Annotated in this window: 17 protein-coding genes; 6 read left to right on the top strand and 11 right to left on the bottom strand. The window is 58.1% G+C overall.

What is annotated here, in order from left to right; translation table 11 throughout:
- Nucleotides 1–50 precede the first annotated feature (50 nt).
- The 11 genes from H9S92_RS10000 to H9S92_RS10050 all read right to left on the bottom strand — a co-directional run bounded on the left by H9S92_RS10000 (nucleotide 51) and on the right by H9S92_RS10050 (nucleotide 14676).
- Nucleotides 51–437, bottom strand: coding sequence for a Rid family detoxifying hydrolase (locus H9S92_RS10000; protein ID WP_187466571.1), 387 nt, complete (start codon nucleotides 435–437; stop codon nucleotides 51–53).
- Nucleotides 438–671: 234 nt separating this feature from the next.
- The gene (gene rpmF, locus H9S92_RS22520) at nucleotides 672–896 is read right to left on the bottom strand and encodes a 50S ribosomal protein L32 (RefSeq protein ID WP_187466572.1); all 225 of its coding nucleotides are present in this window, start codon (nucleotides 894–896) and stop codon (nucleotides 672–674) included.
- A 21-nt stretch (nucleotides 897–917) separates the two neighbouring features.
- A complete protein-coding gene (locus H9S92_RS10010; RefSeq protein ID WP_187466573.1) occupies nucleotides 918–1472 on the bottom strand; it encodes a YceD family protein in 555 nt (184 codons plus the stop codon).
- A gap of 173 nt (nucleotides 1473–1645) precedes the next feature.
- A complete protein-coding gene (locus H9S92_RS10015) occupies nucleotides 1646–2146 on the bottom strand; it encodes a GbsR/MarR family transcriptional regulator (protein ID WP_187466574.1) in 501 nt (166 codons plus the stop codon).
- Between the two features lie 240 nt (nucleotides 2147–2386).
- Entirely contained in the window at nucleotides 2387–4030 is a 1644-nt protein-coding gene (gene groL, locus H9S92_RS10020; protein ID WP_187466575.1) for a chaperonin GroEL, read from the bottom strand.
- 83 nt (nucleotides 4031–4113) lie between these two features.
- Nucleotides 4114–4380 (bottom strand): co-chaperone GroES, encoded by a 267-nt coding sequence (locus H9S92_RS10025; protein WP_187466576.1) that lies wholly within the window; start codon nucleotides 4378–4380, stop codon nucleotides 4114–4116.
- Between the two features lie 310 nt (nucleotides 4381–4690).
- On the bottom strand, nucleotides 4691–6154 hold the full coding sequence (locus H9S92_RS10030) for a glycosyltransferase family protein (protein WP_187466577.1): 1464 nt from the start codon (nucleotides 6152–6154) through the stop codon (nucleotides 4691–4693).
- 290 nt (nucleotides 6155–6444) lie between these two features.
- Nucleotides 6445–7872, bottom strand: a complete 1428-nt coding sequence (locus H9S92_RS10035; protein ID WP_187466578.1) for a RagB/SusD family nutrient uptake outer membrane protein — start codon at nucleotides 7870–7872, stop codon at nucleotides 6445–6447.
- Nucleotides 7873–7925: 53 nt separating this feature from the next.
- Nucleotides 7926–10907 (bottom strand): SusC/RagA family TonB-linked outer membrane protein, encoded by a 2982-nt coding sequence (locus H9S92_RS10040; RefSeq protein ID WP_187466579.1) that lies wholly within the window; start codon nucleotides 10905–10907, stop codon nucleotides 7926–7928.
- A gap of 465 nt (nucleotides 10908–11372) precedes the next feature.
- Complete coding sequence (gene ccsA / locus H9S92_RS10045; protein WP_187466580.1) at nucleotides 11373–14231, bottom strand: cytochrome c biogenesis protein CcsA; 2859 nt, start codon at nucleotides 14229–14231, stop codon at nucleotides 11373–11375.
- Between the two features lie 49 nt (nucleotides 14232–14280).
- Nucleotides 14281–14676, bottom strand: a complete 396-nt coding sequence (locus tag H9S92_RS10050) for a cytochrome c maturation protein CcmE domain-containing protein (protein ID WP_187466581.1) — start codon at nucleotides 14674–14676, stop codon at nucleotides 14281–14283.
- Between the two features lie 665 nt (nucleotides 14677–15341).
- On the opposite strand from H9S92_RS10050, the gene H9S92_RS10055 reads away from it, so the two are divergent.
- The 6 genes from H9S92_RS10055 (at nucleotide 15342) to mraY (ending at nucleotide 22220) form a co-directional block, all read left to right on the top strand.
- Nucleotides 15342–15818, top strand: a complete 477-nt coding sequence (locus H9S92_RS10055) for a division/cell wall cluster transcriptional repressor MraZ (protein ID WP_187466582.1) — start codon at nucleotides 15342–15344, stop codon at nucleotides 15816–15818.
- A complete protein-coding gene (gene rsmH, locus H9S92_RS10060; protein ID WP_187466583.1) occupies nucleotides 15818–16729 on the top strand; it encodes a 16S rRNA (cytosine(1402)-N(4))-methyltransferase RsmH in 912 nt (303 codons plus the stop codon). Before H9S92_RS10055 ends, rsmH begins: the two co-directional genes overlap by 1 nt.
- A gap of 184 nt (nucleotides 16730–16913) precedes the next feature.
- Nucleotides 16914–17225: an FtsL-like putative cell division protein gene (locus H9S92_RS10065; protein ID WP_187466584.1), complete on the top strand. Its 312-nt coding sequence runs from the start codon at nucleotides 16914–16916 to the stop codon at nucleotides 17223–17225.
- 60 nt (nucleotides 17226–17285) lie between these two features.
- The gene (locus H9S92_RS10070) at nucleotides 17286–19412 is read left to right on the top strand and encodes a penicillin-binding transpeptidase domain-containing protein (RefSeq protein ID WP_222936050.1); all 2127 of its coding nucleotides are present in this window, start codon (nucleotides 17286–17288) and stop codon (nucleotides 19410–19412) included.
- A 41-nt stretch (nucleotides 19413–19453) separates the two neighbouring features.
- Nucleotides 19454–20974, top strand: coding sequence for a UDP-N-acetylmuramoyl-L-alanyl-D-glutamate--2,6-diaminopimelate ligase (locus H9S92_RS10075; protein ID WP_187466585.1), 1521 nt, complete (start codon nucleotides 19454–19456; stop codon nucleotides 20972–20974).
- Nucleotides 20964–22220: a phospho-N-acetylmuramoyl-pentapeptide-transferase gene (gene mraY, locus H9S92_RS10080; protein ID WP_187466586.1), complete on the top strand. Its 1257-nt coding sequence runs from the start codon at nucleotides 20964–20966 to the stop codon at nucleotides 22218–22220. The genes H9S92_RS10075 and mraY overlap by 11 nt, the downstream gene beginning before the upstream one ends.
- Nucleotides 22221–22268 lie beyond the last annotated feature (48 nt).

A 22268-nucleotide genomic window follows, 5' to 3' on the forward strand; every position in this document is an offset into this window, starting at 1 on the left:
AGCACCACGCTGAGGTCGACTGAATGTAACGATACTTACTGGTTGGCCCACTAGCCTACCGCCGCAATACAACTGATCTCCACGTTGACGTACTTGGGCAGGTTGGCGACTTCCACCAATTCACGGGCGGGGGCGGTATCCTCGGCAAAATAGGTACTGTACACGGCGTTGATGCGCCCGAAATTTTCGATGTCGCTCACGAAGACGCTGCACTTCAGAACGTTGGCGTAGTCGGTACCAGCCGCCTGGAGGATGGCCCCCAGATTATCCAGCACCAGCCGCGTTTCCGTTTCGATGTCGCCGGTCCGGAGCTCGCCCGTGGCGGGGTCGAGGGCGATCTGCCCACTGACGTACAATACGCCGTTGTGCAGAATTGCCTGGTTGTAAGGGCCAACGGGGGCTGGCGCGTGGGGAGTGTTGATAATGGTGCGAGACATGGCTTCGGTTTGGCGGGGTGGGTAACTCCCCGGGGAAATGCCGAAGGTAATGGCGCGGGCAGGAAAGTTCCAACTGCGGCACGCAAAGGTTTGCCCGCCGGACGTCCACTTTACTCCCCGAGGCCCGGACGCCCGGCAAAAGTCCGTTAACCAGCACCAAACAGCAGTAGCCCACTGGGTGTACCAATGGGCTACTGAGAAGCACTAGCCTGTAAAGCGGGGTAGAGGACGAAACTACTCGTTGTCGTCGTCTTCGGTTTCTACTTCGGCCTGCTCGGGGGCTTTCACCAGCATATTGCCGTTGTAGAACATATTGCCTTCCGCATCAAAGTAAGCGCGGTGGGGAACGTGGTGTTCACCGGTCGTTTGGCAAACGGTCAGGGTAGGAGCCGTTGCTTTGTAGTGGGTGCGACGCTTGCGCTTGCGTTGCTTCGAGATCCGCGACTTGGGATGTGCCATGGCTGGTAACTTTTTTTGCTTTTATTTAATGTCTTTGAGTACGTCCCAGGGGCCGGGTTTTTCGTCATCATCCTCCCCCGGATCTTCGTCCGTCGGAGCATAATCCACCCAGGCGTCGATGCGGTTGAGCATCTCTTCATCGCAGGGGTAAGGCGGCTCCCCGGCCTGACAATCAAAAGTGCGAATCATGGGCAATGCCAGAACCACAATTTCGTAGGCGTAGGGCGCAACGTTGAAAAGGCTGGTGTCCGGATCAAGCAGAATGAGGTCTTCTTCGTCGCCTGCATCTTTGGTTTCGGTGGTGAATTTTGCGACTAAGCGGGCGTGGCCATCAATCGGAAAATCTACTGCCGCCAAACAGCGGTCACATTCGGTAGCTACGGTGCCGGAAAAGTCAAATTCCAGTACCATATCCCGCGTACGGCGGTCGACGGTGAGCGTAAGCTGTACCGCGGCCCGCTGAATGGGGGAAGCTTCAAAGGTGGCGAAAAAGTCGTCATCTACCGTGAGCTCATACGTGTACATCCCCGGACCAAGCCCGCGAAGGGGTAAGATGAATGGCGATTGTGCTGACATGATTTCACGTGTTTATCCGGCAATGGGCCCGTTGGCACCGGAGGGACGTTTCAAAGTGGGCGCAAAGATAATCCGCGCGCCGCGTTTATCCAAGGATTTGTGCTGCTTCGATTGACTTTTCCTCTTCCCCCGGTGCTTTATCCCGCACCCGTAAGGCAGAGAACGGGGCCGGCCTACTTGATCATGGAAAGAAAGGTGGAAAAAAACCAGTTGCTGTCTACCTTAACCAGGGCATCGAGGGCGGAGTCGGCCTTATGGCTGTAGAGCTTGAGGTCTTTGACGACGCTGCGGAATTCTTCCGCTTCCGGGTCCCTGCCTTCTACGCCCGTTAGTTCGTCGAGCAGCCGTAGCATCGGCTCCAACTCCCGCTTCTTGCGGGCAATGACGATGCTCTTGACGACTTTCGACATGTCTTTTTCCGCCACGAAGAACTCTTTGCGTTCGCCGGGAATGAGTTTTTTGTGGGCCAGGCCCCAGTCTACCAGCATACGCATGTTGGTATTGACGTTGCCGCGGCTGATGACGAGTTCTTCCATCACTTCGTCCGAACTCTTCGGTTCATTGGACACCAGCAGCAAGGCATGGATCTGCGCCATGGTACGCGTAACGCCCCAACTGCTGCCCAGGGCGCCCCAGGCTTCGATGAATTTTTCCTTACCTTCTGCTAGTTCCATGCCTTCAAGGTACACTTTCGTTCGTGGGAGAAAAGGTGGGAGTGAGTGCTTGGTTCATTTGCTTTGCCGGATGGATTTTCCGCCTGGGGGGGCACGCCGGGGTGTAGCCGGCTTTTTGCCCCGGTGAGGGCTCCCAAGGTACAGCTTTTCGTACGGGCGAGGACAAAGCCGGTTCCAAAAAGAAACCCGGCCAGCCGTGGGCTGGACCGGGTTTACTCGTTTTGTTTGCGCGGAGGCTGATTACATCATGCCACCCATACCGCCGGGCATTCCGCCGTGGCTGTGGCCGCCGGCAGCGCCTTCGGGCTCGGGCTTGTCGTTGATCACACACTCCGTGGTCAATACCATCCCCGCAATGGAGGCGGCATTTTCCAGAGCGATGCGGGTCACTTTCGTGGGGTCGATTACGCCAGCCTTCTTCAGGTCTTCGTATTCGTTCGTGCGGGCGTTGTAGCCGTAGCTGCCTTTGCCGCTCATTACGCCCTGCAAGACTACGCTGCCTTCCACCCCTGCGTTATCGGCAATGGTGCGTAAGGGGGCTTCCATCGCCTTGCGGACGATCTGGATGCCGATGGTCTGGTCTTCGTTGTCGCCTTTGATGCCTTCGAGGGCTTCGATGGCGCGCACCAGCGCAACACCGCCACCCGCAACAATGCCTTCCTCAACGGCGGCACGGGTTGCGTGCAGGGCGTCGTCCACGCGGTCTTTCTTCTCCTTCATTTCTACTTCGGTGGCGGCACCTACGTAGAGGACGGCGACGCCGCCGGCCAGCTTCGCCAGGCGCTCCTGGAGCTTCTCGCGGTCGTAGTCGCTGGTCGTAACCTCGATCTGCTGCTTGATCTGGCCGATGCGGCTCTTGATCTGGGTTTCCTCACCGCCACCGTTGACGATAGTGGTGTTGTCCTTGTCTACGGTGATTTTCTCGGCAGTACCGAGCATGTCGAGCGTCGTCTGGTCGAGCTTGTAACCCTGCTCTTCGCTGATGACCGTACCACCGGTGAGGATGGCAATGTCTTCGAGCATGGCCTTGCGGCGGTCACCGAAGCCAGGGGCTTTGACGGCTACCACTTTCAGCTGGGCACGCAGGCGGTTGACCACCAGTACACCCAGGGCCTGAGACTCGAGGTCTTCGGCAATGATCAGGAGCGGACGACCACTCTGCACCACCTGCTCCAGTACGGGCAGGATGTCTTGCATGTTGCTGATCTTCTTGTCGTAGATAAGGACGTAGGGGTGGTCGTACTCCGTTACCATGTTTTCCGCATCGGTGACGAAGTAAGGGCTCAGGTAACCGCGGTCAAACTGCATACCCATCACTTCCTCCACGTAGGTGTCGGTGCCTTTGGCTTCCTCTACGGTGATGACGCCGTCTTTGGATACGCGCTTCATGGCATCAGCGATGAGGGCACCAATTTCGTTGTCGTTGTTGGCGGAGATGGCTGCTACCTGCTGAATTTTGTCGTAGTCGTTGCCCACCACTTCGCTCTGCTTGCGGAGGTTCTCGATGACGAGCTTGGTTGCCTGGTCAATGCCACGCTTGAGATCCATCGGGTTGGCACCGGCGGTAACGTTCTTGAGGCCGGCCTGGATCATGGCCTGGGCGAGGACGGTGGCCGTGGTGGTACCGTCACCCGCAATATCGGCGGTCTTCGAGGCAACTTCTTTCACCATCTGGGCACCCATGTTGGCCACGGCGTCTTCCAGTTCGATTTCTTTGGCTACCGTCACACCGTCTTTGGTAATCTGGGGGGCACCGAAAGATTTTTGGATGACGACGTTGCGTCCTTTAGGACCGAGGGTCACCTTTACTGCGTTGGCGAGTGCATCAACGCCGGTGCGGAGTTTTTCGCGGGCAATTCTGTCAAAGCTAATTTCCTTAGCCATAATTGTACTGTTTTTACTGGTTGGTAAGAGGATAAAAGGGCGTTAAGCCTGAGGCAGGGCTGCCGCCATTTTGGCGGGCTGCCCTAGTCGACGATTACGAGGATGTCGTCTTCGCGCATGATCAGGTAATCCTGCCCGTTGAGGGTGACTTCCTGACCCGCGTACTTGCCGTAGAGGACGATATCGCCCTTGGCAACGGTCATCAGGTTACCGTCTTTGCCCGGACCTACGGCTATTACTTCGCCACGCTGGGGCTTCTCCTTAACGGTATCGGGGATAATGATGCCTCCGCTGGTTTTTTCTTCGGCGGGAGCGGGTTTTACCACTACGCGATCGTTGATCGGCTTCATGTATGGATGGTTTAGTTAACTAAAATGTTGCGGTTAAGATGGCTCAAAAGCCCGGTGAGTGGGGCCGTGTGCCGCCCTCACCATGGCCCGGTTGCATACGACGTGCCAAAGTCGGGTGCTTTGCCAAAGTGGCAGATGAAGTGGATGACTTACCGCTTTTGGCGGTCAATTTGTGGCGCAGCATTGTATGTTGGGCGCGTCCGCAGGTGCAAGGAAAGGGATGAAGGAGCCAGGTCCGGGGCCGTCCTCCGCTCCCCAAAGACTTGCCCGGCACCTGCGGCCGCGCCCCTTACACCACCAGTTCCCTGCATCAGGGCAGCTCGTAGACGTACCACCAGCGCATACCGTCCAGCCAGCCGCCAAAATTGAACGGCTCCGCCCAGGCGGGGCGGGTACTGAAAACGAGTTTGGCCCCGGGCGGTGGGTTGGGACTGCGCGTTTGCTCCGAATAGAGGCAGGTGGCCGTCGGGCACTCGCCCGGCCACTCCGCACGGTCCTGGTTGACAATGGTCACGCCCTGCGGACGCCGGTAAAAGTCGATGAGCAGATTGGAATACGTGTAAATGTGCTTGCCATCCGCCAGCAGCGTAAGCGGTTCGTTGTAATGGTAGTACACGTAGCGCTGGGCCAAGACCTCCACAATCATCGGCCGAACGGCCACGGAGGCCAGCAAAAGCAGATTGAGGACCCACAAAAAAGTAGTCGCATGCCGCCGCCAGGATCGTTGGAAAGCAGCCTCCCCCCAGCGGGCGTGGAGGTCGCGTGCCAGCGCCACGATGGCCACGGGCAGGAATGGCAGCATGGGGAAGAGAAAGCGGATGTCTTTGCGCGCCAGCAAACAGTGCACGACGAAGAAAACGACGAATGCCCAGGTGAGCGGGTCGCGGCGGTAGCGGTAGCAAAACCAGCCGATGGCGGCCAGGTACACCAGGCTCAGGGGCGGCACCCCACGCTCGAAAATGGATTCAAAGTAGCCCCACCAGGGCTGGGTGCCGAAGGTGGCGGCTTTCCCTTCCACCAGGTTTACGCGCAGGTAATTCCAGGGAGCGTTGACCCATTCGCCGTACAGCCAGTAATCGGCTACGGTACCCAACGCTACCACCACCAAGCCACCCGCAACGGTGGCAAGCAACCGCCGGGGAGACTCCCGGCCTACGAAAATCAGCCAGGCCCCCAGGCCTACGCAGGCCAGCGCCATCTGGTAGCGCAGCACAAAACTGCACCCGAACAAGAGGCCCGCCGCAAATACCTTCCAGAGGCCCGCTGCTTCCGCAGGCCGGGGCGTCAGTGTATAGGCCCCCCGAATGGGCAGGGGATACAGGAGAAATCCAAAAGCGAAGGCCATTCCGCTCCAGTTTTCACTCGCAAAACGAATTCCACTGTATACATTGACCCAGCTGAAGAGCAGCAACAGGGCCAGCCAGCGCAGCCAACGGGCGTCAGCAAACGCAGGGGCGTAGTTCCGGTATACCCGCACGGCGAGGTACAAAAACAAGCCCGCCGAAAGCAAACGCAAGACCAGCGCCACCAGAAAAGGATCCGCCAGGCCAACGGCACCCAGGGCACGCAAGACGACGAAAACCAGGAAAGGCTGGGTGCCGGGGCGCATCTGAGCAGCATATTCCCAGGCCAGGTTTTCGGCCGGTGTATTGCCCAGCCGGTAATTGGCAAATTCGAGCAGCTGGAAATGCTCGTCGCCCTGATGAAAACCTACGGAATTCCAGCAGGCAACGGCCAGCACCGAGGCGGCAAGCAAAAGGTATTTTTTGGGCATGGGCGGGGAGGGCAGGAAGCGTGAACCCACCCGGCGGAGCAGGGTAGGCGGAGAAGAATCTTGACTACAAAGGTAAAAAGAGGATGCGCTTGGCGGTGCCCGGCCGTGCTTTGTTGCGGGAGGTCCGGTTCTCCCGCGCGGTCTTCGTGGACAATTGCCCTTTTTTTAGCGCAGTTTTACGGCATTGGCCGGGAAGTGGGGGTAAGTAAAAAGCCCCCTTGCACTGCTGGAGTGCAAGGGGGCCAGGGTTGGCGCAGCGATAGCCGCTGGCCGTTCGGGTTCACCCGCCCTTAGTAACCGGGGTTCTGGACCAACATGTCGTTGGCATCAATTTCCCGTTGGGGGATGGGGAAGAGGAGGATATCGGCATTGAAGGGTACGCCACGGACTTCGCGCTGAAGGCGGCGCAGGTCGTGGAGGCGGTTGCCTTCGAAGGCCAGCTCTACGCGGCGCTCGAGGATGATGGCTTCGATGAGGGCATCGGCGTCGGCGAAATCGGAAGCTTCGTAGCTGACAATGTCGCTGGCGTCGCTTTGTTCCCCTGCGGCGTTTACGCGGCGGATGGACCGGTTGCGGATGGTGTTGAGCAGTTCCAGGCTTTCGGCGTTGATGCCATTGATGCGGGCCAATGCCTCAGCGCGCATCAGGTAGAAGGTCGCGCTGCGGACAAGCATGAGATCGTCAGCATTGTTGGTGAAATCTTCGTACTTCTCCACGTTGAAGATATCGGAAGAGGTCAGGAGGGCGGAACGCAGGTCAATCAAGGTGTCAGGACCTGCTTCGGCGAGCTGTTCGGCGGGGATGACTGCCAGGTAACCATTTTCCTTCAGGTCGGGGTTGACGACTACGTCGCCGCCCCGTCCGTTGATGTGGTGGAAGGTAGCCAGAGAGCCGTTAACGCCGGGGTTGTCCTGCACGGTATTGATGACGGCCATGATTTCCTCTGAACTGCCTTCGTTGATGAAGGGGATTTCAGGTGAAGCGGTGAGGTCGTAACCAGCCTCGATGACCGTTTGGGCGAGGGCGGCGGCTTGGGGGTAGTCGCGCTGCTGGAAGGCAATTTCAGCCAGATAGGCGGTAGCGGCAGTACCGTTGGCGCGGCCGCGGGCACCCGTAGGAGCGAGCAATGAGGCGGCTTCCGTCAGGTCGGCAATAGCTTGGGCGTATACTTCTGCTACGGTGTTCCGAGCGGGGAAAGTGATGTCCGTTGATTCATCTACGGCCATGGTGACCACGGGGATGCCGAGGTCGGTAGAGCTGGAAGCGCCCCAGGGCTGGCCATAGTAACGGACCATTTCGAAGTGGATCATGCCGCGGAGGAAGAGGGCTTCACCGCGCAGGCGGTTGGCCAGGGCAGTGGTCAGGGCGGGGTCATCCACGGTGGTAAGGCCTTGCAGTACGAGGTTAGCGTGGTTGATGGCTATGTATCCCTGGGCCCACATACCGCCTATTTCCGGATTGGCTGCGGTGAGCTGGCGGTTGTACATATCGATGTAGCTGGGGAAAGATCCCCGCCACTCAGCATTGTCGGAAAGTACGTTGGCGTTGATGGCGAAGCCAGTGGCTCCCAGGTCGGAGCTCTGCAGCGCATTGTAGCCACCGATCAGGGCCGTTTCCAGGTCAGCAGCCCGATTGAAGGCTTCGCTGGAAGGCAGAGATTGGGCTGGGCTGAGATCCGTGAGGAAGTCGGTACAAGAGGCCCCCAGAAACAGGGTCATAGCCGCTAGTAAGGTTATTTTTAAACGTTGCATAGTTGCACGGAAGTTTAGGATTAGAAGTTGAGGTTGAAACCGAAGGTGACGGTCTTGGTCTGGGGCCGGCTGAAGAAGATGTCTCCTTGTGCGAAACCACGGACGTCTTGGCCACTGGCTTCGGGGTCAAGTCCGGCGAAGTCCGTGAACGTCAACAAGTTGGCACCACTGACGTAAAGGCGGGCGGAGTTACCAGCTTTTCCAATGTCCTTGAAGGTGTAGCCAAGTTGGACGTTCCGCAGGCGGAGGTAGTCGGCATCGGAGAGGTAACGGGTAGAGGCTTGGCTTCCGTTGACGCGACGACGCGCCTCGGGTACGTTGGTGATGGTGTTGGTAGGTGTCCAGGCGTCCAGCTGGGTGGTGCGCTGGTTCCAGGTTGCGGCGAGGTTATTCTCCACGAAAGTGCCTTCATTGAGGTACAACTGGTGGCCCAACGAGGTCTGGAAGAAAAAGCTGAAGTCAAATCCTTTAAAGCGCACATTGCTGCCGAAACCACCGGAAAAGTCGGGAATGGGATTACCCGCAATCACACGAGCGTCCAAACCGGGGTAAACTGCAGTCGTTTCTCCTTGTGCATTGATAAAAAGGGCATCCCCGTTAGCAGGGTCAACGCCAGCGTAAGGAATCAGGAAGAAGGATCCCAAAGTTTCCCCTACGCGGGCCAGTGAGCGGGTTACGGTGATGTCATCGGGCTCTCCGTCACCATTGTTGTCGATCAGATCCCGCACTTCATTTCGCAGAGTAGCACCGTTGAGGTTGAAATTCCACTGGAAGTCGGGCTTATTGACCAGGTTAAAGTTCAGGTTGAACTCAATGCCCGTGTTCAGGATTTCGCCAGCATTAGAGGTGATGACTGAAATGCCATTCGTCTGTGGCTGGGGTACGTCAAGGAGGAGGTCTGAACTAACCTTGTTGTAAAAACCAACGGAGCCATCCAGGAAGCCATTGGCCAGCGTGAAATCCAGCGCGACATCAAAGGTGCGGGCGCTTTCCCAGGTCAGCTCAGTGTTCTCGAGCTGGTTGAGCTGGAAACCGGGGATCATATTGTAATCGTTACCAAAGGCAACCAGACCAGCGGGGGCGAAGTTGCCAATACCGGCATTACCCGTCAAGCCGTAGCTGGCGCGGACTTTCAGCTGACTGAAGGGCGTATCGAGGTCACGAGCAATGTCGTAGGCGGCAGAAACAGCAGGGAAAAGGCCGTAGAGGTTATCCCGGCCGAAGCGGGAGCTACCGTCGTAACGGGCGCTGACGTTGAAGAAGAGTTTATCGTCAAAAGAGTAGCTGGCCCGGGCCAGGTAACCAACGAAGCGGTAAGCCGTGTTGAAACCACCACCACCGGTGATTTCGGCGGCGGAGTTGAGGGTCAGCAGGCGGTCATCGGCAAAAGTATTACCATTTACGTTGAGAGTGTTGGTAACGTTGTTTTGAACGGAAAAGCCCGCCAAGAGGTCGAGGGTCGAGCGGCCAAAATCAACGAGGTAGGTAGCCGTATTGTCCCAGGTGTAGTTCAGCACTTCCTGGTTTTGCGCCTGCCCCGTGCCTCCGGAACCAAAGCCGTCGGTGGTCAGGGAGCTGGACTTCTGAAAGTCCGTCAGGTTCAGGTACTGGGTACCGAATTCACTGCGGATTTTCAGCGAGCTGATGGGGTTAAACTCCAGGAAAGTTTTGGCGAGTACCTGGCTGGTGGTCAGGCTGATGTTCTGACCTTCGAGGTTGATCAGTGGGTTACCCGCAAACTGGGCACGGCCCGTGCTGGTACGGATGATGCCACCCCGGGTGTTGCCGTTCTCGTCGAAAGGGTTGAGGTTGGGGAAGGCCAGGGCCGCGTAGGTCTGAGGTGAGGCAACGTTGTTGTCCTCATTCTGGCGGTTGTTGACCGTGCGGGTGGGGTTGAGGTTGAGGCCTGCTCTCCACTTATCACCCAACTTAGCTTCCAGGTTCAGGCGGAGGCTGTAGCGCTTCAGGTTTGTCGTCGTTACCCAGCCATCTTCGTCGCGGTACGTTCCGCCGAGGAAGTAGGAAATGGTGTTCGTACCACCGGAGACGCTGGCACTGGTTTCCTGGAGCTGGCCCTGCTGCGTTACCAAATCCAGCCATTGCGCATCGGGCTCCTCGGCGGGGTTGGCGTAGAGGTCGGTAGAAGTGGGGCTGCCACCACCAGCCAGGAAGGCGCGGTTCCAAAGCTCGGCGTACTGGGGCCCCGTCAGCAATTCGTATTGGTTGGTGGGGTTGGTAAAGCCAATGTAAGAGTTGACGGAAACCTTCGCTTTCTGGTTGAAATCACCGGATTTGGTGGTGATGATGATTACACCGTTAGAGCCCCGTGAACCGTAAATGGCCGCAGAAGCAGCGTCTTTTAGTACGTCGACACTCGCAATGTCGGCGGGGTTAATGTTAACCAAGGGATTGGTACCAGGACCACCCAGCGCAAGGCCTTCGATGGTGGACTCCATGATAACACCATCCACGACGTAGAGCGGCTGGTTGTCGCTGTTGATCGAGCCAACACCGCGTACCCGCACGGACGTCTGGGCACCCAGCGTACCCGAGTTGGAGTTGATCGTCACACCGGGAAGACGGCCCTGGAGGGCATTCTCGAAGCTGGTGATCGGAACGTTGTCAAAAGCTTCGGTGCCAACGGAGGCGATGGACGTGGTAAGGCGCCGACGCGTCGTAGAACCGTAACCTGTAACTACCACCTGCTCCAGCACCGTAGAGCTTTCCGACAGGGTGATGCTGTAGTTGGTCAGACCCGCAACGACGGGAACCTCCTGGGTCGTGAAACCCGTGTAGGTCACCACCAAAAACTCGGTGTTGGCGGGAAGCGTGAGTGCAAAGTTGCCGTCCAGATCCGTGACGGTACCGGAAGTAGAACCTTTAGCAAGGACGGAGGCACCGATAAGGGGCTCTCCGCCTGGGTCGGTAATTTTACCGGTGATGGCCTGGGCCTGCAGGGCAGTAAAGCCGCAAAGCAACAGGACTAGTAATAATAGTCTCATTTTACGCATATTTGGTTAAAGATTGAGAAGTTGTAAGTTCATTTTTATTCCCCTCAATGGGGAATAGGGGTGATCAGCACACGAGATCAGGCAATCAAAGTTGATGCTCTAAACCAGTGTTTCGCGCGGGCTAAGCGTTCAGTCCTCATTGGCACGTCGAGGAGCAGAAAAGCGACCGTGCGTCAGAATGGATTTTTGGCATGGTGGATAAGTCCAAAGAGTGTATGTAGCCTGGCACCAACTTCTTCCCCGCAAATTTTTGCTGGAAAGACGAAACTTGATTTGGCGTGCGAAGGAGTTGGTCGATTAAGTATCTGGTTAATTGTTGTCAGGGCAATTTGTTTAACGTTCCCGTAACATTAACGCTACTTTCTCAACATTCGCTGCCTGCACTTGCGGCCTCGTGGCGGCATTGTGTCATTGGGATGACAATAGGAATGCTTTCAAGGGTTGATGTAAGCCTCCCTACCGCCCCCTCAACCGCAGCACCATACTGAACAACAAGCCCAGCAGCATAGAGATGGACCCCAACCAAAAAAGGTTAATGCCCGGAAACTCAATGGCCTGCAACGCCAGCCAGTCGGAGCGGCTGGAATTGGTCGCCACCGCGATGGGGACGGCCAGGCTGCTACGGGGTGGAGCCTGGGCCACGAGTAAGGTCGCTTCGCTGGTCTCCGGGTTGAGGTTGACCAGGTTGGCAAAAAGCCCCAGTTCCCGGTGTTCATCGCGCACGCGGCTGGGGGTTTTGTCGCGGATGATGAAAACGGGTTCAAGCGTACCCGTGGCACCGTCGTCGGTGGCCACTTCCAGGATGGCACTGACGGAAATGTCGTCGGGCTGGGGTTCGTAGTGATCGACGTCGGGCTGGGGCTGGAAGTTGCGGAAGGTGATGGTCTTATCACCGATGCGGAAGTCGCTGCCGGGCTTGACCACAAACTCCTGGTAATCCAGGTCGTCTTCGGGGGTGAGGAGCTGGCTGAACACGCTTTCGTCGATCTTGATCCGCGTCGATATGTCGTTGAGCTGGGCGGGGTAGTGGTAGAGCAGCCCTTCGCGCAGGACGATGGCCACCTGGGCATCGTATTCGGGAGTACCCTCCCCGCCGCGGCTGATGCGGACACGGGCGCTCACGCCAATGTCGTCGGGCTCGGCCACGTAGTCGGGGTGGCGGGGTACGCGGGAGAATTCCTCGAGCGCAAGGGCGAAGTTGCGGATCTGGAAGGTGTCGGGGTCGCGGATCTTGACGGTGTCCTTAAAGGCCGTGCTTTCGCCCACCCGCAGTGCGTGGATGCGGTAGGCGAGGCTATCCTCCTTGGCCTGTTTTTCGGTGATGCTCTGCTCTTCTTTGGGCAGGCTCATGATGACGGTGAAGATGTCTTTATCCCAGTAGCGCTTGGTGCTGGGGTTGGTGATGGCGATCTTCTCGTAAGTTTTGTCGTAGATGACGTTGGGGTGGAGCTCGAATTCATTGACGACGTTGCGCTCGGCGTCGAACTGCCGGTAGTCTACCGTGTAGGTGCGGTTGTAGCCGTCGATCGTGTCGCCCCGCAGCGTGAGTTCGTAGTTTTCCATCACCAGGGGCTCGTCTTTGATGAGGATGACGGTGGTGCGCACGAGTTGCTCGTCGTCGCTGAGCCCCTCCATCAAAAACTGGTTTTGGGAGATGATCCGCTTATTGGCGCCGCTGGCCAGGATGCCCACCAGCATGATGCCGAAGCCGATGTGGCTCAGGGAACTGGCAAACACTTTGGCGTCCCGCCTGGAGAAGCGGATCAGGTAGTCCACATTGCTCCAAACGGCAAACCAACCGGCAAAAAGCATCAGCTTGAACTGCCAGGGACCGGCTTTGATCCACAACAAAGTCAGCAGCGAAAGGCACACTGCACCTGCGACCGCGCCCAAAGTATGGTAAACAAAGGGCTTCCAATTGTTCGCAAAATCTTTCTCCCGCCAGCGCAAAAAGTGGGCGATGCCGGAGAGAATGCCAATGAAAATGCCGATCCAGATCTGGAAACGGTTGTGGTGGTCTTCGGGGTCCGTCAGCGTTACCCCGTCAAAAAGCGGATTGAAGTATTCCCGGATCGCGTTGTAGACCGGAATGCTGGTGGAACCGGTGATGAGGACGGCCGACATGAGCAGGGTAAGACTGCCGATGAACATCCAGAACTCCCGGCTGCTCACACTTTCTTCCTGCTCCGGCGCAGGGATGGAGCGCCAGCGCCAAACGAGCAGGCCGACGCTCAACGCGGCGTAAAAGCCGAGGAAAAAGAGCAACTGGGCCTCCAGGCCCATTTCGGTGAAGGCGTGCACCGAAGTGTCCCCCAAAATTCCCGAACGCGTCAGGAAAGTGCTGTAAATGATGAGGACAAAGGTGAAGAGGTAGAACAGGTAAGTGGCCCGGATGCCCTGGCCCGTCGCCCGGCTGATCAGGTTGGTGTGCAGGCCCGCCACGAGCATGAGCCAGGGGACGAGGCTGGTGTTCTCCACCGGGTCCCAGGCCCAGTAGCCCCCGAAGTTGAGCGCCTCGTAGGCCCAGGCGGCCCCCATCAGGATGCCGATGCCTAGGATGCCAGCGCTGAAGAGGCTCCACCGCAGTGCGGGCTTGAGCCAATCCTGGTGCCGGCCCGTCCACAGCCCCGCCACCGCAAAGGCGAAGGGAACCACCGTGCTGGCAAAACCCAGGAAAAGGGTAGGGGGGTGAATCGTCATCCAGTAATTCTGGAGGCTGGGGTTGAGGCCGCTGCCCTTCAGCAGTTCAACGTAGTCCGCCTGCTGAAAAATCGGGGCCTGGATCGTCTCCCGCAGCAACAGCAGGGGGTTGGAGCCAAACTTCAGCACCCAATCCCCAAAACCAAAGTGCACCCCCAGCAACATGCTGGCAATGACCACCTGCACCGAGCCGAGCACCGCCATTACCGGCCGCTCCCAGCTGCGGGCCGTCACCATCAGGACGTAGCCCAGGATGACGTGCCAGAACATCCACAACAAAAAACTTCCTTCCTGCCCCTCCCAAAAAGCGCTGAAAATGTAGCGCTGCTGGAGGTCGCCACTCACGTGCGCGCTCACGTAATTGTACTCGTAGTACTGGTTGAGCATCGCGAAGAAGATCGTCCCGATGACGGTAAAAACCGCCGCGCCGTGGGCCAAAAAGCTCAGTTGCCCCAGGCGGGCCCAGCGGCCGCCCCGGAGTTTTTCCTCGCGGTACTGCGTAGCCAGAAAATAGCTGATCGTACTGAGCAGCCCCGCGAAAAAGGCGAGCAAAACGGCAAAGTGCCCGACGTAGCGGGGGCCGAGGTGTTCACCGATGTATTGTATTGGTTCCAAGGAGAAAAGGGGGAAGGGGGAAAAGAATAAAGGAATAAAGGGGGGCGGCTTAGCCGACGAGGTCTTTGATCATTGATTCTTCGTCTTTGTACTTGCTGGGGCACTTCAGTTGCACGTCTTTGGCGATGAAGGTATTGCCTTCCATGCGGCCGGTGAGCACGATGCTTTCCGACATTTCAAAGTCCTGGGGTTTGCCCATCAGGAGGACCACCTCGCGCTCCGTACCCTCGGCATCTTCCAGGAAAAAGGTGAACTTATTGGGGTCTTTGAGCGGGTCAAAAACCATGGGCTTATCCTTGACCAGGGTGCCGACGAGCTTGACCGATTCGCCGCTTTCGCTGGCGGTATTGAAACTGGCGTAGGGAGCCACTTCACCGCCGGCGTTGAGGACCAGTACGGCGGCTACTACGGCCATGATGAGGGCAATGATATAGGTCTTTTTCATATCGTAAGCAGCGTTGGGCGGGGCGGGCCTTTTTAAGGGGGCGCGGCCGCAGGTGCAAAGATTAGTGAACGAGCGAGGAAGGCCACGGCGGCCGTCTTCACTTTCCAGGCGCGAAGATACTGCTGCCCACTCCTGCCGAGGGTCAGGCCACGGTAAACGTTTTATCTCCGTTGCCAGGGCGGCAGCGGAGAGCGGTTCCTGCTGCATTCCATCCTTTTATCCCGTCAGCGCGCGCACGAGTTTGAAAATTATTTGTAGCAACGTGGTATTCGCTACAACAAAATGCCCTAAATTGTGCACTTTAGGGATCGTGACGACGGAAAAGGGTCAGTGTTTTTGCTTTCCAGCAGGCAGAACATTCCCACCTGGGCACGAAACGCGTTCAAAGTTCCCACTTTTTACCACCGGACATAGTCCGGCACAAAAATCCACCAAGAGGGCAACTGGCCCGCAATCAGGAAAAAGAACAGCGCAGTATGACGCTTTTAAGCTGTTGAAAATAACGTTTATTCGTTTTTTGTTTACATTTTGACCACCATTTGCTTTTTTCTGGCCATTTGAGCGAAGAAAAATGTGAAAAAAAGTGGGCAGAAGTGGGAAGATGTGGGAATAGGCTGTACTTTTACAGCCACGATGGGATAAGTGTATTCCGTCTGAACCGCTTTATGGCCTTGAAGTACGATTTGCTTGGCGAGTATGAGGTGGCCCTTGATGGTAAGGGACGCTTCCGCATGCCGAGCGGTCTGCTCAAAAACCTGGGCGACCGCGATACCCTCAAGTTCGTAGTCAACCGGGGCATTGGTGGCTGTCTCACCCTCTACCCTAAGCCGGTGTGGGACCACATCAAACAGGAAGTGGATGAGCTGAGCGAGTACAAGCAAAAAAACCTGCTCTTCAAGCGGGCTTTTTACGCGGGTGCCAGCGAAGTTGTCCCCGACGCCGCCGATCGGCTGTTGCTCCCCAAGCGACTGCTCACTGCGGCCAAAGCCGACAAGAACCTCATCCTCTGCGCCAGAAACGACAGAATTGAAATTTGGGCGGAAGCCGAATACGCACTCCAGCTGGAAAACGAACCCGATGACCTCGGGGCGCTGGCTGAAGAAGTGTTCGGTGATTCTCCACGGGACAAGGAAGACAGCTGATGGACTACCACGTTCCCGTACTGGCGCACGAATGCGTGCACTATTTGAATCTCCGCCCGGGAGGAGTTTACGTTGATGTAACCTTCGGTGGGGGTGGCCACAGCCGCCTCATCCTCGAACAAGCAAAGGGCATGGACCTGAAGCTGTTCGGTTTTGACCAGGATGAGGAAGCCAAAGCCAACGCCCTGGCCGACGAACGCTTCACCTTCGTAGCCGCCAACTTCCGCCACTTACGCAATTACCTGCGGCTCTACGGCATCGATCGCATCGATGGCCTGCTGGCTGACCTGGGGGTTTCCAGCCACCAGTTCGACCAGGCCGAGCGAGGCTTCAGCTACCGCTTCGACGCGCCGCTGGATATGCGCATGGGCAAAACCGCTGACCGCAGCGCCGCCGACGTAGTCAACCACTACGAAGCCGACGAATTGCAGAAGGTCTTCGGGGAATACGGCGAAGTTCGCAACGCCCGCACCCTGGCCCAGGCCATCGTCGCGGCCCGCGAACGCCAACCCATCGCTTCGATTCAGGACTTCCTGAACGTCTGCGATCCGTTGGTCAGGGGCACCCGCCCCCGCTACCTGGCCCAGGTGTTTCAGGCGTTGAGGATAGAAGTTAACGACGAGATCGGCGCACTTTCCGATTTACTGGCCCAGGCCACCGACTTACTGATACCAAACCAAGGTCGTCTCGTCGTCATCGCTTATCATTCACTCGAAGACCGCATCACCAAAAACTTCCTCAAAACCGGCAACGCAGGTGGCGACGTCCACAAGGATTTCTACGGGAAAATTGACCGTCCCTACCAAATCCTGACGAAGAAACCCGTGTTGCCTTCGGCCGAAGAAATTCGGCGCAACTCCCGCGCCCGCAGTGCCAAACTACGGGTAGGGGAGCGCAGTGGGGAAGCCTGAATGCATCCGCCCCTTTCCGGGGGCTGGTGGAGGCTTCAACACTTCTTTTATTTTCTTGGATTGCTGACTGGGTTATTTTTTGATGGTGCCTCGCCGCAGCCTACCCCCGCCACCCGGTGGGGCTGGCCAGGGGGAAGCCTCGCCACCACAAGCTCCCCGCAGCATTCCATAAGGTGTGACAAAAATGGCAGCAAAACGCAATTACGGCCCGCGCTTTAATCCGTCGGCCTTCATCCTGAACAACCTCGGCTTTCTCGTCTTTCTGGGCGCGATGGCTCTGCTGTATATTGGTAACGCCCATTACGCGGAATACAACATCCGGCGCATCCAGCAACTGGAAGAAGACATCAAGCAAAAGCGCTGGCTTTACATGTCCTTGCAAAGCGATAACATGTACAATGGCCTGCGCTCGGAAGTAGTGCAGAACGTCCGGGCGGACGGCCTGCGCATGCACCGTGGTAAACCCAAAAAGCTCCTCGTCCCGGCCAACCAGTAGTGCCCCCCAGGCGCTACTTCCGCCCACGAAAAACATCCCTCTACCACCTCCACCACCACTATGGCCGCCATAAACTTCAAAGACGAAGCACTCGTACGCATCTACGCCATCCTGGCGGTGATCGTCATGCCCGTGGCTGTGCTGCTGGCCTACCGTACGGTCGATATCGCTTACCTGAAGCGTGCCGAATTTTTGGCGATGGGCGAGAGCCTCTTCCGGGTCCGGACTGTCCAGGCGGAACGCGGCAACATTTACAGCAACGACGAGAACCTGCTGGCCACCTCCGTTCCCTATTTTAGCCTCCACTTCGATCCCTTTGTGGCATCGCCCAAGGCCTACTACAGCAACATCGATAGCCTGGCCTACCTGCTTTCCGTCCACGTTAACAGCGACTATACGCCGGGTGCCTGGCGGGATAGCCTGATTGCCATGCGCGACAGCATCAACCGCCCGGCGCGGCATTATTACAAGATCGCCGAAAGCGTCAGCTACAGTAAACTCCAGCAAGTCCAGCGCTTCCCCATCTTCAACGAAGGGCGACTGGGTGGCGGCCTCATCGTCGAAAAGCGCGACGAACGCAAGCGCCCCTTCGGCTGGCTCGCCCGCCGTACCATCGGCAAGGTGGACGGCGAACAAATGGTGGGCATCGAAGACGCCTTCAATACCGACCTGGCTGGCACCAGCGGCCAGGCCGAGATGTTCCAGATCCCCGGCGGCGGCTGGATCCCCACGGAAAACCTCGCCATCGTGGAGCCCACCTCGGGAGCCGATGTGTACACGACCCTCGACGTCAATATCCAGGACATCGCTGAAAACGCCCTCGATAAAGCCATGCACCAGCACTTGCCCGAGTGGGGATCGGTGGTGGTTATGGACGTTGAGACCGGCGCCATCCGCGCCATGGCCAACCTGGGCCGCAATACCGACGGCAGCGACTACTTCGAGATGTACAACTACGCCATCGCCATGGCCACCGAGCCGGGGTCTACCTTCAAGCTGGCCACCATGATGGCCCTGCTGGAAGACGACAAAGTAACCCTCGACAGCGAAATTGACATCGAAAACGGGACCAAGGAATTCTACGACGTCACCATCGAAGACTCTAACCCCATGAGTAAGCACTGGAACGTCATTTCCGTCCGCCAGGCCTTCGAACAGTCGTCCAACGTCGCCATGGCCAAACTGGCCGATAGCCTTTACTCCGACAACGAATTTTCCGACCGCCTGAAGTCGTTTCACCTCGAAGAAAAGACGGGCCTGGAACTGGAAGGCGAAGCCCAGCCCTTCATCAACAGTACCGGGTCGGGCACCTGGTCGGGCGTATCCCGCGCCTGGCTGGCCTTCGGCTACGAAAGCAAACTCACGCCGCTGCAAACCCTGACCTTCTTCAATGCCGTGGCCAACAACGGCCGCATGATGAAGCCTTACCTGGTCAAGGAAGTCCGCCGCGAAGGGAAAGTCATCAAAGCCTTCAAACCAACGGTGATCGACAAAAAGATCGCTTCCCAGGGGACCATCGAACAGCTCCGCAGTCTGCTTGAAGGGGTGGTGGACCGTGGCACCGCCTACCGCCTGAAGTCAGACCAGTACCGCTTCGCCGGCAAAACGGGGACGAGTTTGCAGAACTACGGCAAACCGGGGCGCCGCAAGGAATACCAGGCCAGTTTTGCGGGCTACTTCCCGGCCGATAATCCCAAGTACAGCGTCATTGTCGTCATCTACAATCCCAGTCGGGGTGGTTACTACGGCAGCGAGCTGGCCGGACCTGTTTTCCGCGAAATTGCCGATAACATCTACAACAGCATGATTGAGGTGCACGAACCCCTCAACCAGGGCCCCCGGCCGGTGCTGTACGCCAGCCAGCTGCCCAACCGCGACGCTGGTCACCTCGGGGAAATTGCCAAGGTGCTCGACTTCGTCAATGTCCACATTGACGTTGATTCCCTGCCCGCCACCGAACTGGCCGTGGTGGATGCGGGCGACGAACGGGTGGACATCAAACCCTGGAACCCGGCTACCCAAAAATTCCCCAACGTACGCGGCATGCGCCTGCGCGACGCAGTGTACGTGCTGGAAAACGAGGGCTACATCGTTCATCCCCAGGGGGTTGGACGGGTGGTCGACCAGAAATGGCAGACCGATGGCCGCGGCCAACGGGGCCGCGACGTGACCCTCATCCTCAACTAAATTTTCTTCATCGAGACGTTTTTTGCAATCAATTTAGAACCATGCTGCTCACCCCAATCATCGATCGTATCCGTCCGCTTGCCATTACTGGCGAGCTGGCTGGTCGTGGAGTGAGCGGCGTGGTTTTTGATTCGCGGAAAGTCACGCCCGGCAGCCTCTTCGTGGCCGTTCGCGGCACCCAGGTGGATGGTCACGCCTACATTGCCCAGGCCATCGCGGCGGGTGCGGCCGTCATTGTGCACGAGGGCGCGCTCGCAGGCGATAGTCCCGGAGAATTTCGGGATGCGGGGCAAGGGACGATGAGCAATGCCGAAGGCCCCGTCTTCCTCTCCGTTGCCGATTCTGCCCGGGCCCTGGGCATCCTGGCCAGCGAATTTTACGGCAACCCCAGCCAGGTCCTCCGGCTGATTGGTATAACGGGAACGAATGGAAAGACGACCGTAAGTACCCTGCTGCACGACTTATTTACCCGCCTGGGCTACAAGGCCGGATTGCTCTCCACCGTCGAGGTTCGCATCGGTACAGCCATCGTTGCAGCCACCCACACCACGCCCGATGCCCTGGCCATCAACGCCCATTTGGCGGACATGGTGGCTGCGGGCTGCGACTACGCCTTCATGGAGGTCAGCAGCCACGCCGTTGCGCAGTCCCGGATCGAAGGACTGGTCTTCGCCGGTGGCGTATTCACCAACCTTACCCACGATCACCTCGACTACCACGGTACCTTCGCCGCTTACCGCGACGCCAAAAAGGCCTTCTTCGACGGACTGCCCAAAACGGCCTTTGCCCTAAGCAACGCCGACGATAAAAACGGTGCGGTCATGTTGCAAAACACCGTGGCCAGCAAAAAATTCTACAGCCTGCGCAAGGTGGTAGATTACCGCGCCAAAGTGCTTGGCAACTCGCCACAGGGCCTCCAGCTGGAGGTGAACGGCACGGAAGTCTTCACCCGCCTGCTGGGGCGGTTCAATGCTTACAACCTGCTGGCCGCCTATGGAGTGGCTACGGAACTGGGGCAGGAGAGCCAGGACGTATTGGTCGCCCTTTCCAGCCTCTCCGCCGCCAACGGCCGCCTGGATTACGTCATTGACCCCGCCGGACAACTCACTGCCGTCGTCGACTACGCCCACACCCCCGACGCCCTGCAAAACGTGCTGGAAACCCTGCGTGAGGTTCTTCAGCCCGGCAGTGCCCTGCTCTGCGTGGTGGGAGCCGGGGGAGACCGCGACCGGACGAAGCGGCCCAGCATGGCCCGCCTGGCCGCCAGCCTGGCTGACCGCGCCATCCTCACCAGCGATAACCCCCGCAGCGAAGACCCCGAAGCCATCCTCAGCGAAATGGAAGCCGGCCTCGATACCCCCCAGCTGCGGGCCAAAACCTTGCGCATCACCGACCGCCGCAGCGCCATCCGCACGGCCGTTGAGCTGGCCCGCCCGGGAGATATCCTCCTCGTAGCGGGCAAGGGACACGAAACCTACCAGGAAATCAAAGGCCAGCGCCTGCCCTTTGACGATAAGCTGGAAATTGCCAACGCACTTCAACTCCGCAGCCATGCTCGTTAGCCTCATCGAGTGGTTCCAGGACCGGCTCGGAGATTTTCCCGGAGCCGATCTTTTCGACTTCCTCAGCGTACGCGCCGGGGCGGCCATCATCATCTCTTTGCTCATCAGCATGGTCTTCGGGGCGGGCATCATCCGCAAACTGCAGCGCCACCAGATGGGCGAAAGCGTCCGGGACCTCGGTTTGGAAGGACAGGCCAAAAAGGCCGGTACCCCCACCATGGGCGGCATCATCATTCTGCTGGCCATCCTCGTGCCCTGCCTGTTGATGGGGCGGCTCGATAATGTCTATCTCCTGACCATGCTCGTGACCACCGTCTGGATGGGGCTCATTGGCTTTGTCGACGACTACCTCAAGATCAAGCGCAAGAACAAAGATGGCCTGGCGGGGCGCTTCAAAATTCTGGGCCAGGTGGGCCTGGGCCTCACCATCGCCCTGGTCATGCTCTTCAGCGAACAGGTGGTTGCCCGCTTTGAGGTGGCCGACGCAGCCTCCATTGGCCTGACGGACGCCGACCGCGTGGGGCCAATTGCCACCACGACCCTGGAAAATGGCGTGACGGTCTCCCGGGCCAATTACCGCACTACGGTAACCAACGTCCCCTTCGTGAAAGACAGCCGCATGGCCTACGAAAACCTTTTCGGCATCGGCAAGCAGCTGGTGTGGATACTGTTCATCCCCTTCATCATCTTCATCGTCACGGCCATCTCCAACGCCGCCAACCTGACGGACGGCCTGGATGGCCTGGCCACGGGCGTTTCGGCTACCATTGCCGGGACGCTGGCGGTCTTCGCCTACGTCAGCAGTAACGCCATTGCCGCCAATTACCTCGGCATTTTGCACCTGCCGGGGACCGAAGAATTGGTGGTTTTCAGCGGTTGTCTGCTGGGAGCCTGCCTGGGCTTCCTGTGGTACAACAGCTTTCCGGCGACGGTCTTCATGGGGGACACCGGGTCGCTGGCCCTGGGCGGCATCATCGCTGCCCTGGCCATCCTGCTGCGCAAGGAACTGCTGCTGCCTATGCTCTGCATCATCTTCGTGGTGGAGAACCTCTCGGTGGTCGTGCAGGTAAGCTACTTCAAATACACTAAAAGAAAATACGGCGAGGGACGGAGGATTTTCCTCATGTCTCCGCTACACCATCATTTCCAAAAAAAGGGCATGCCCGAAACCAAAATCGTGATCCGCTTCTGGATCGTTAGCCTGCTGCTGGCAGTGGCGACAATCCTGACGCTGAAACTGCGCTGACGGGGGCAGCATGGAAGAAGGCGGGGCATCTCCGCAGCCTTTCCGGCA

The sequence above is a fragment of the Neolewinella lacunae genome, assembly GCF_014349155.1.
Classification (GTDB): domain Bacteria; phylum Bacteroidota; class Bacteroidia; order Chitinophagales; family Saprospiraceae; genus Neolewinella; species Neolewinella lacunae.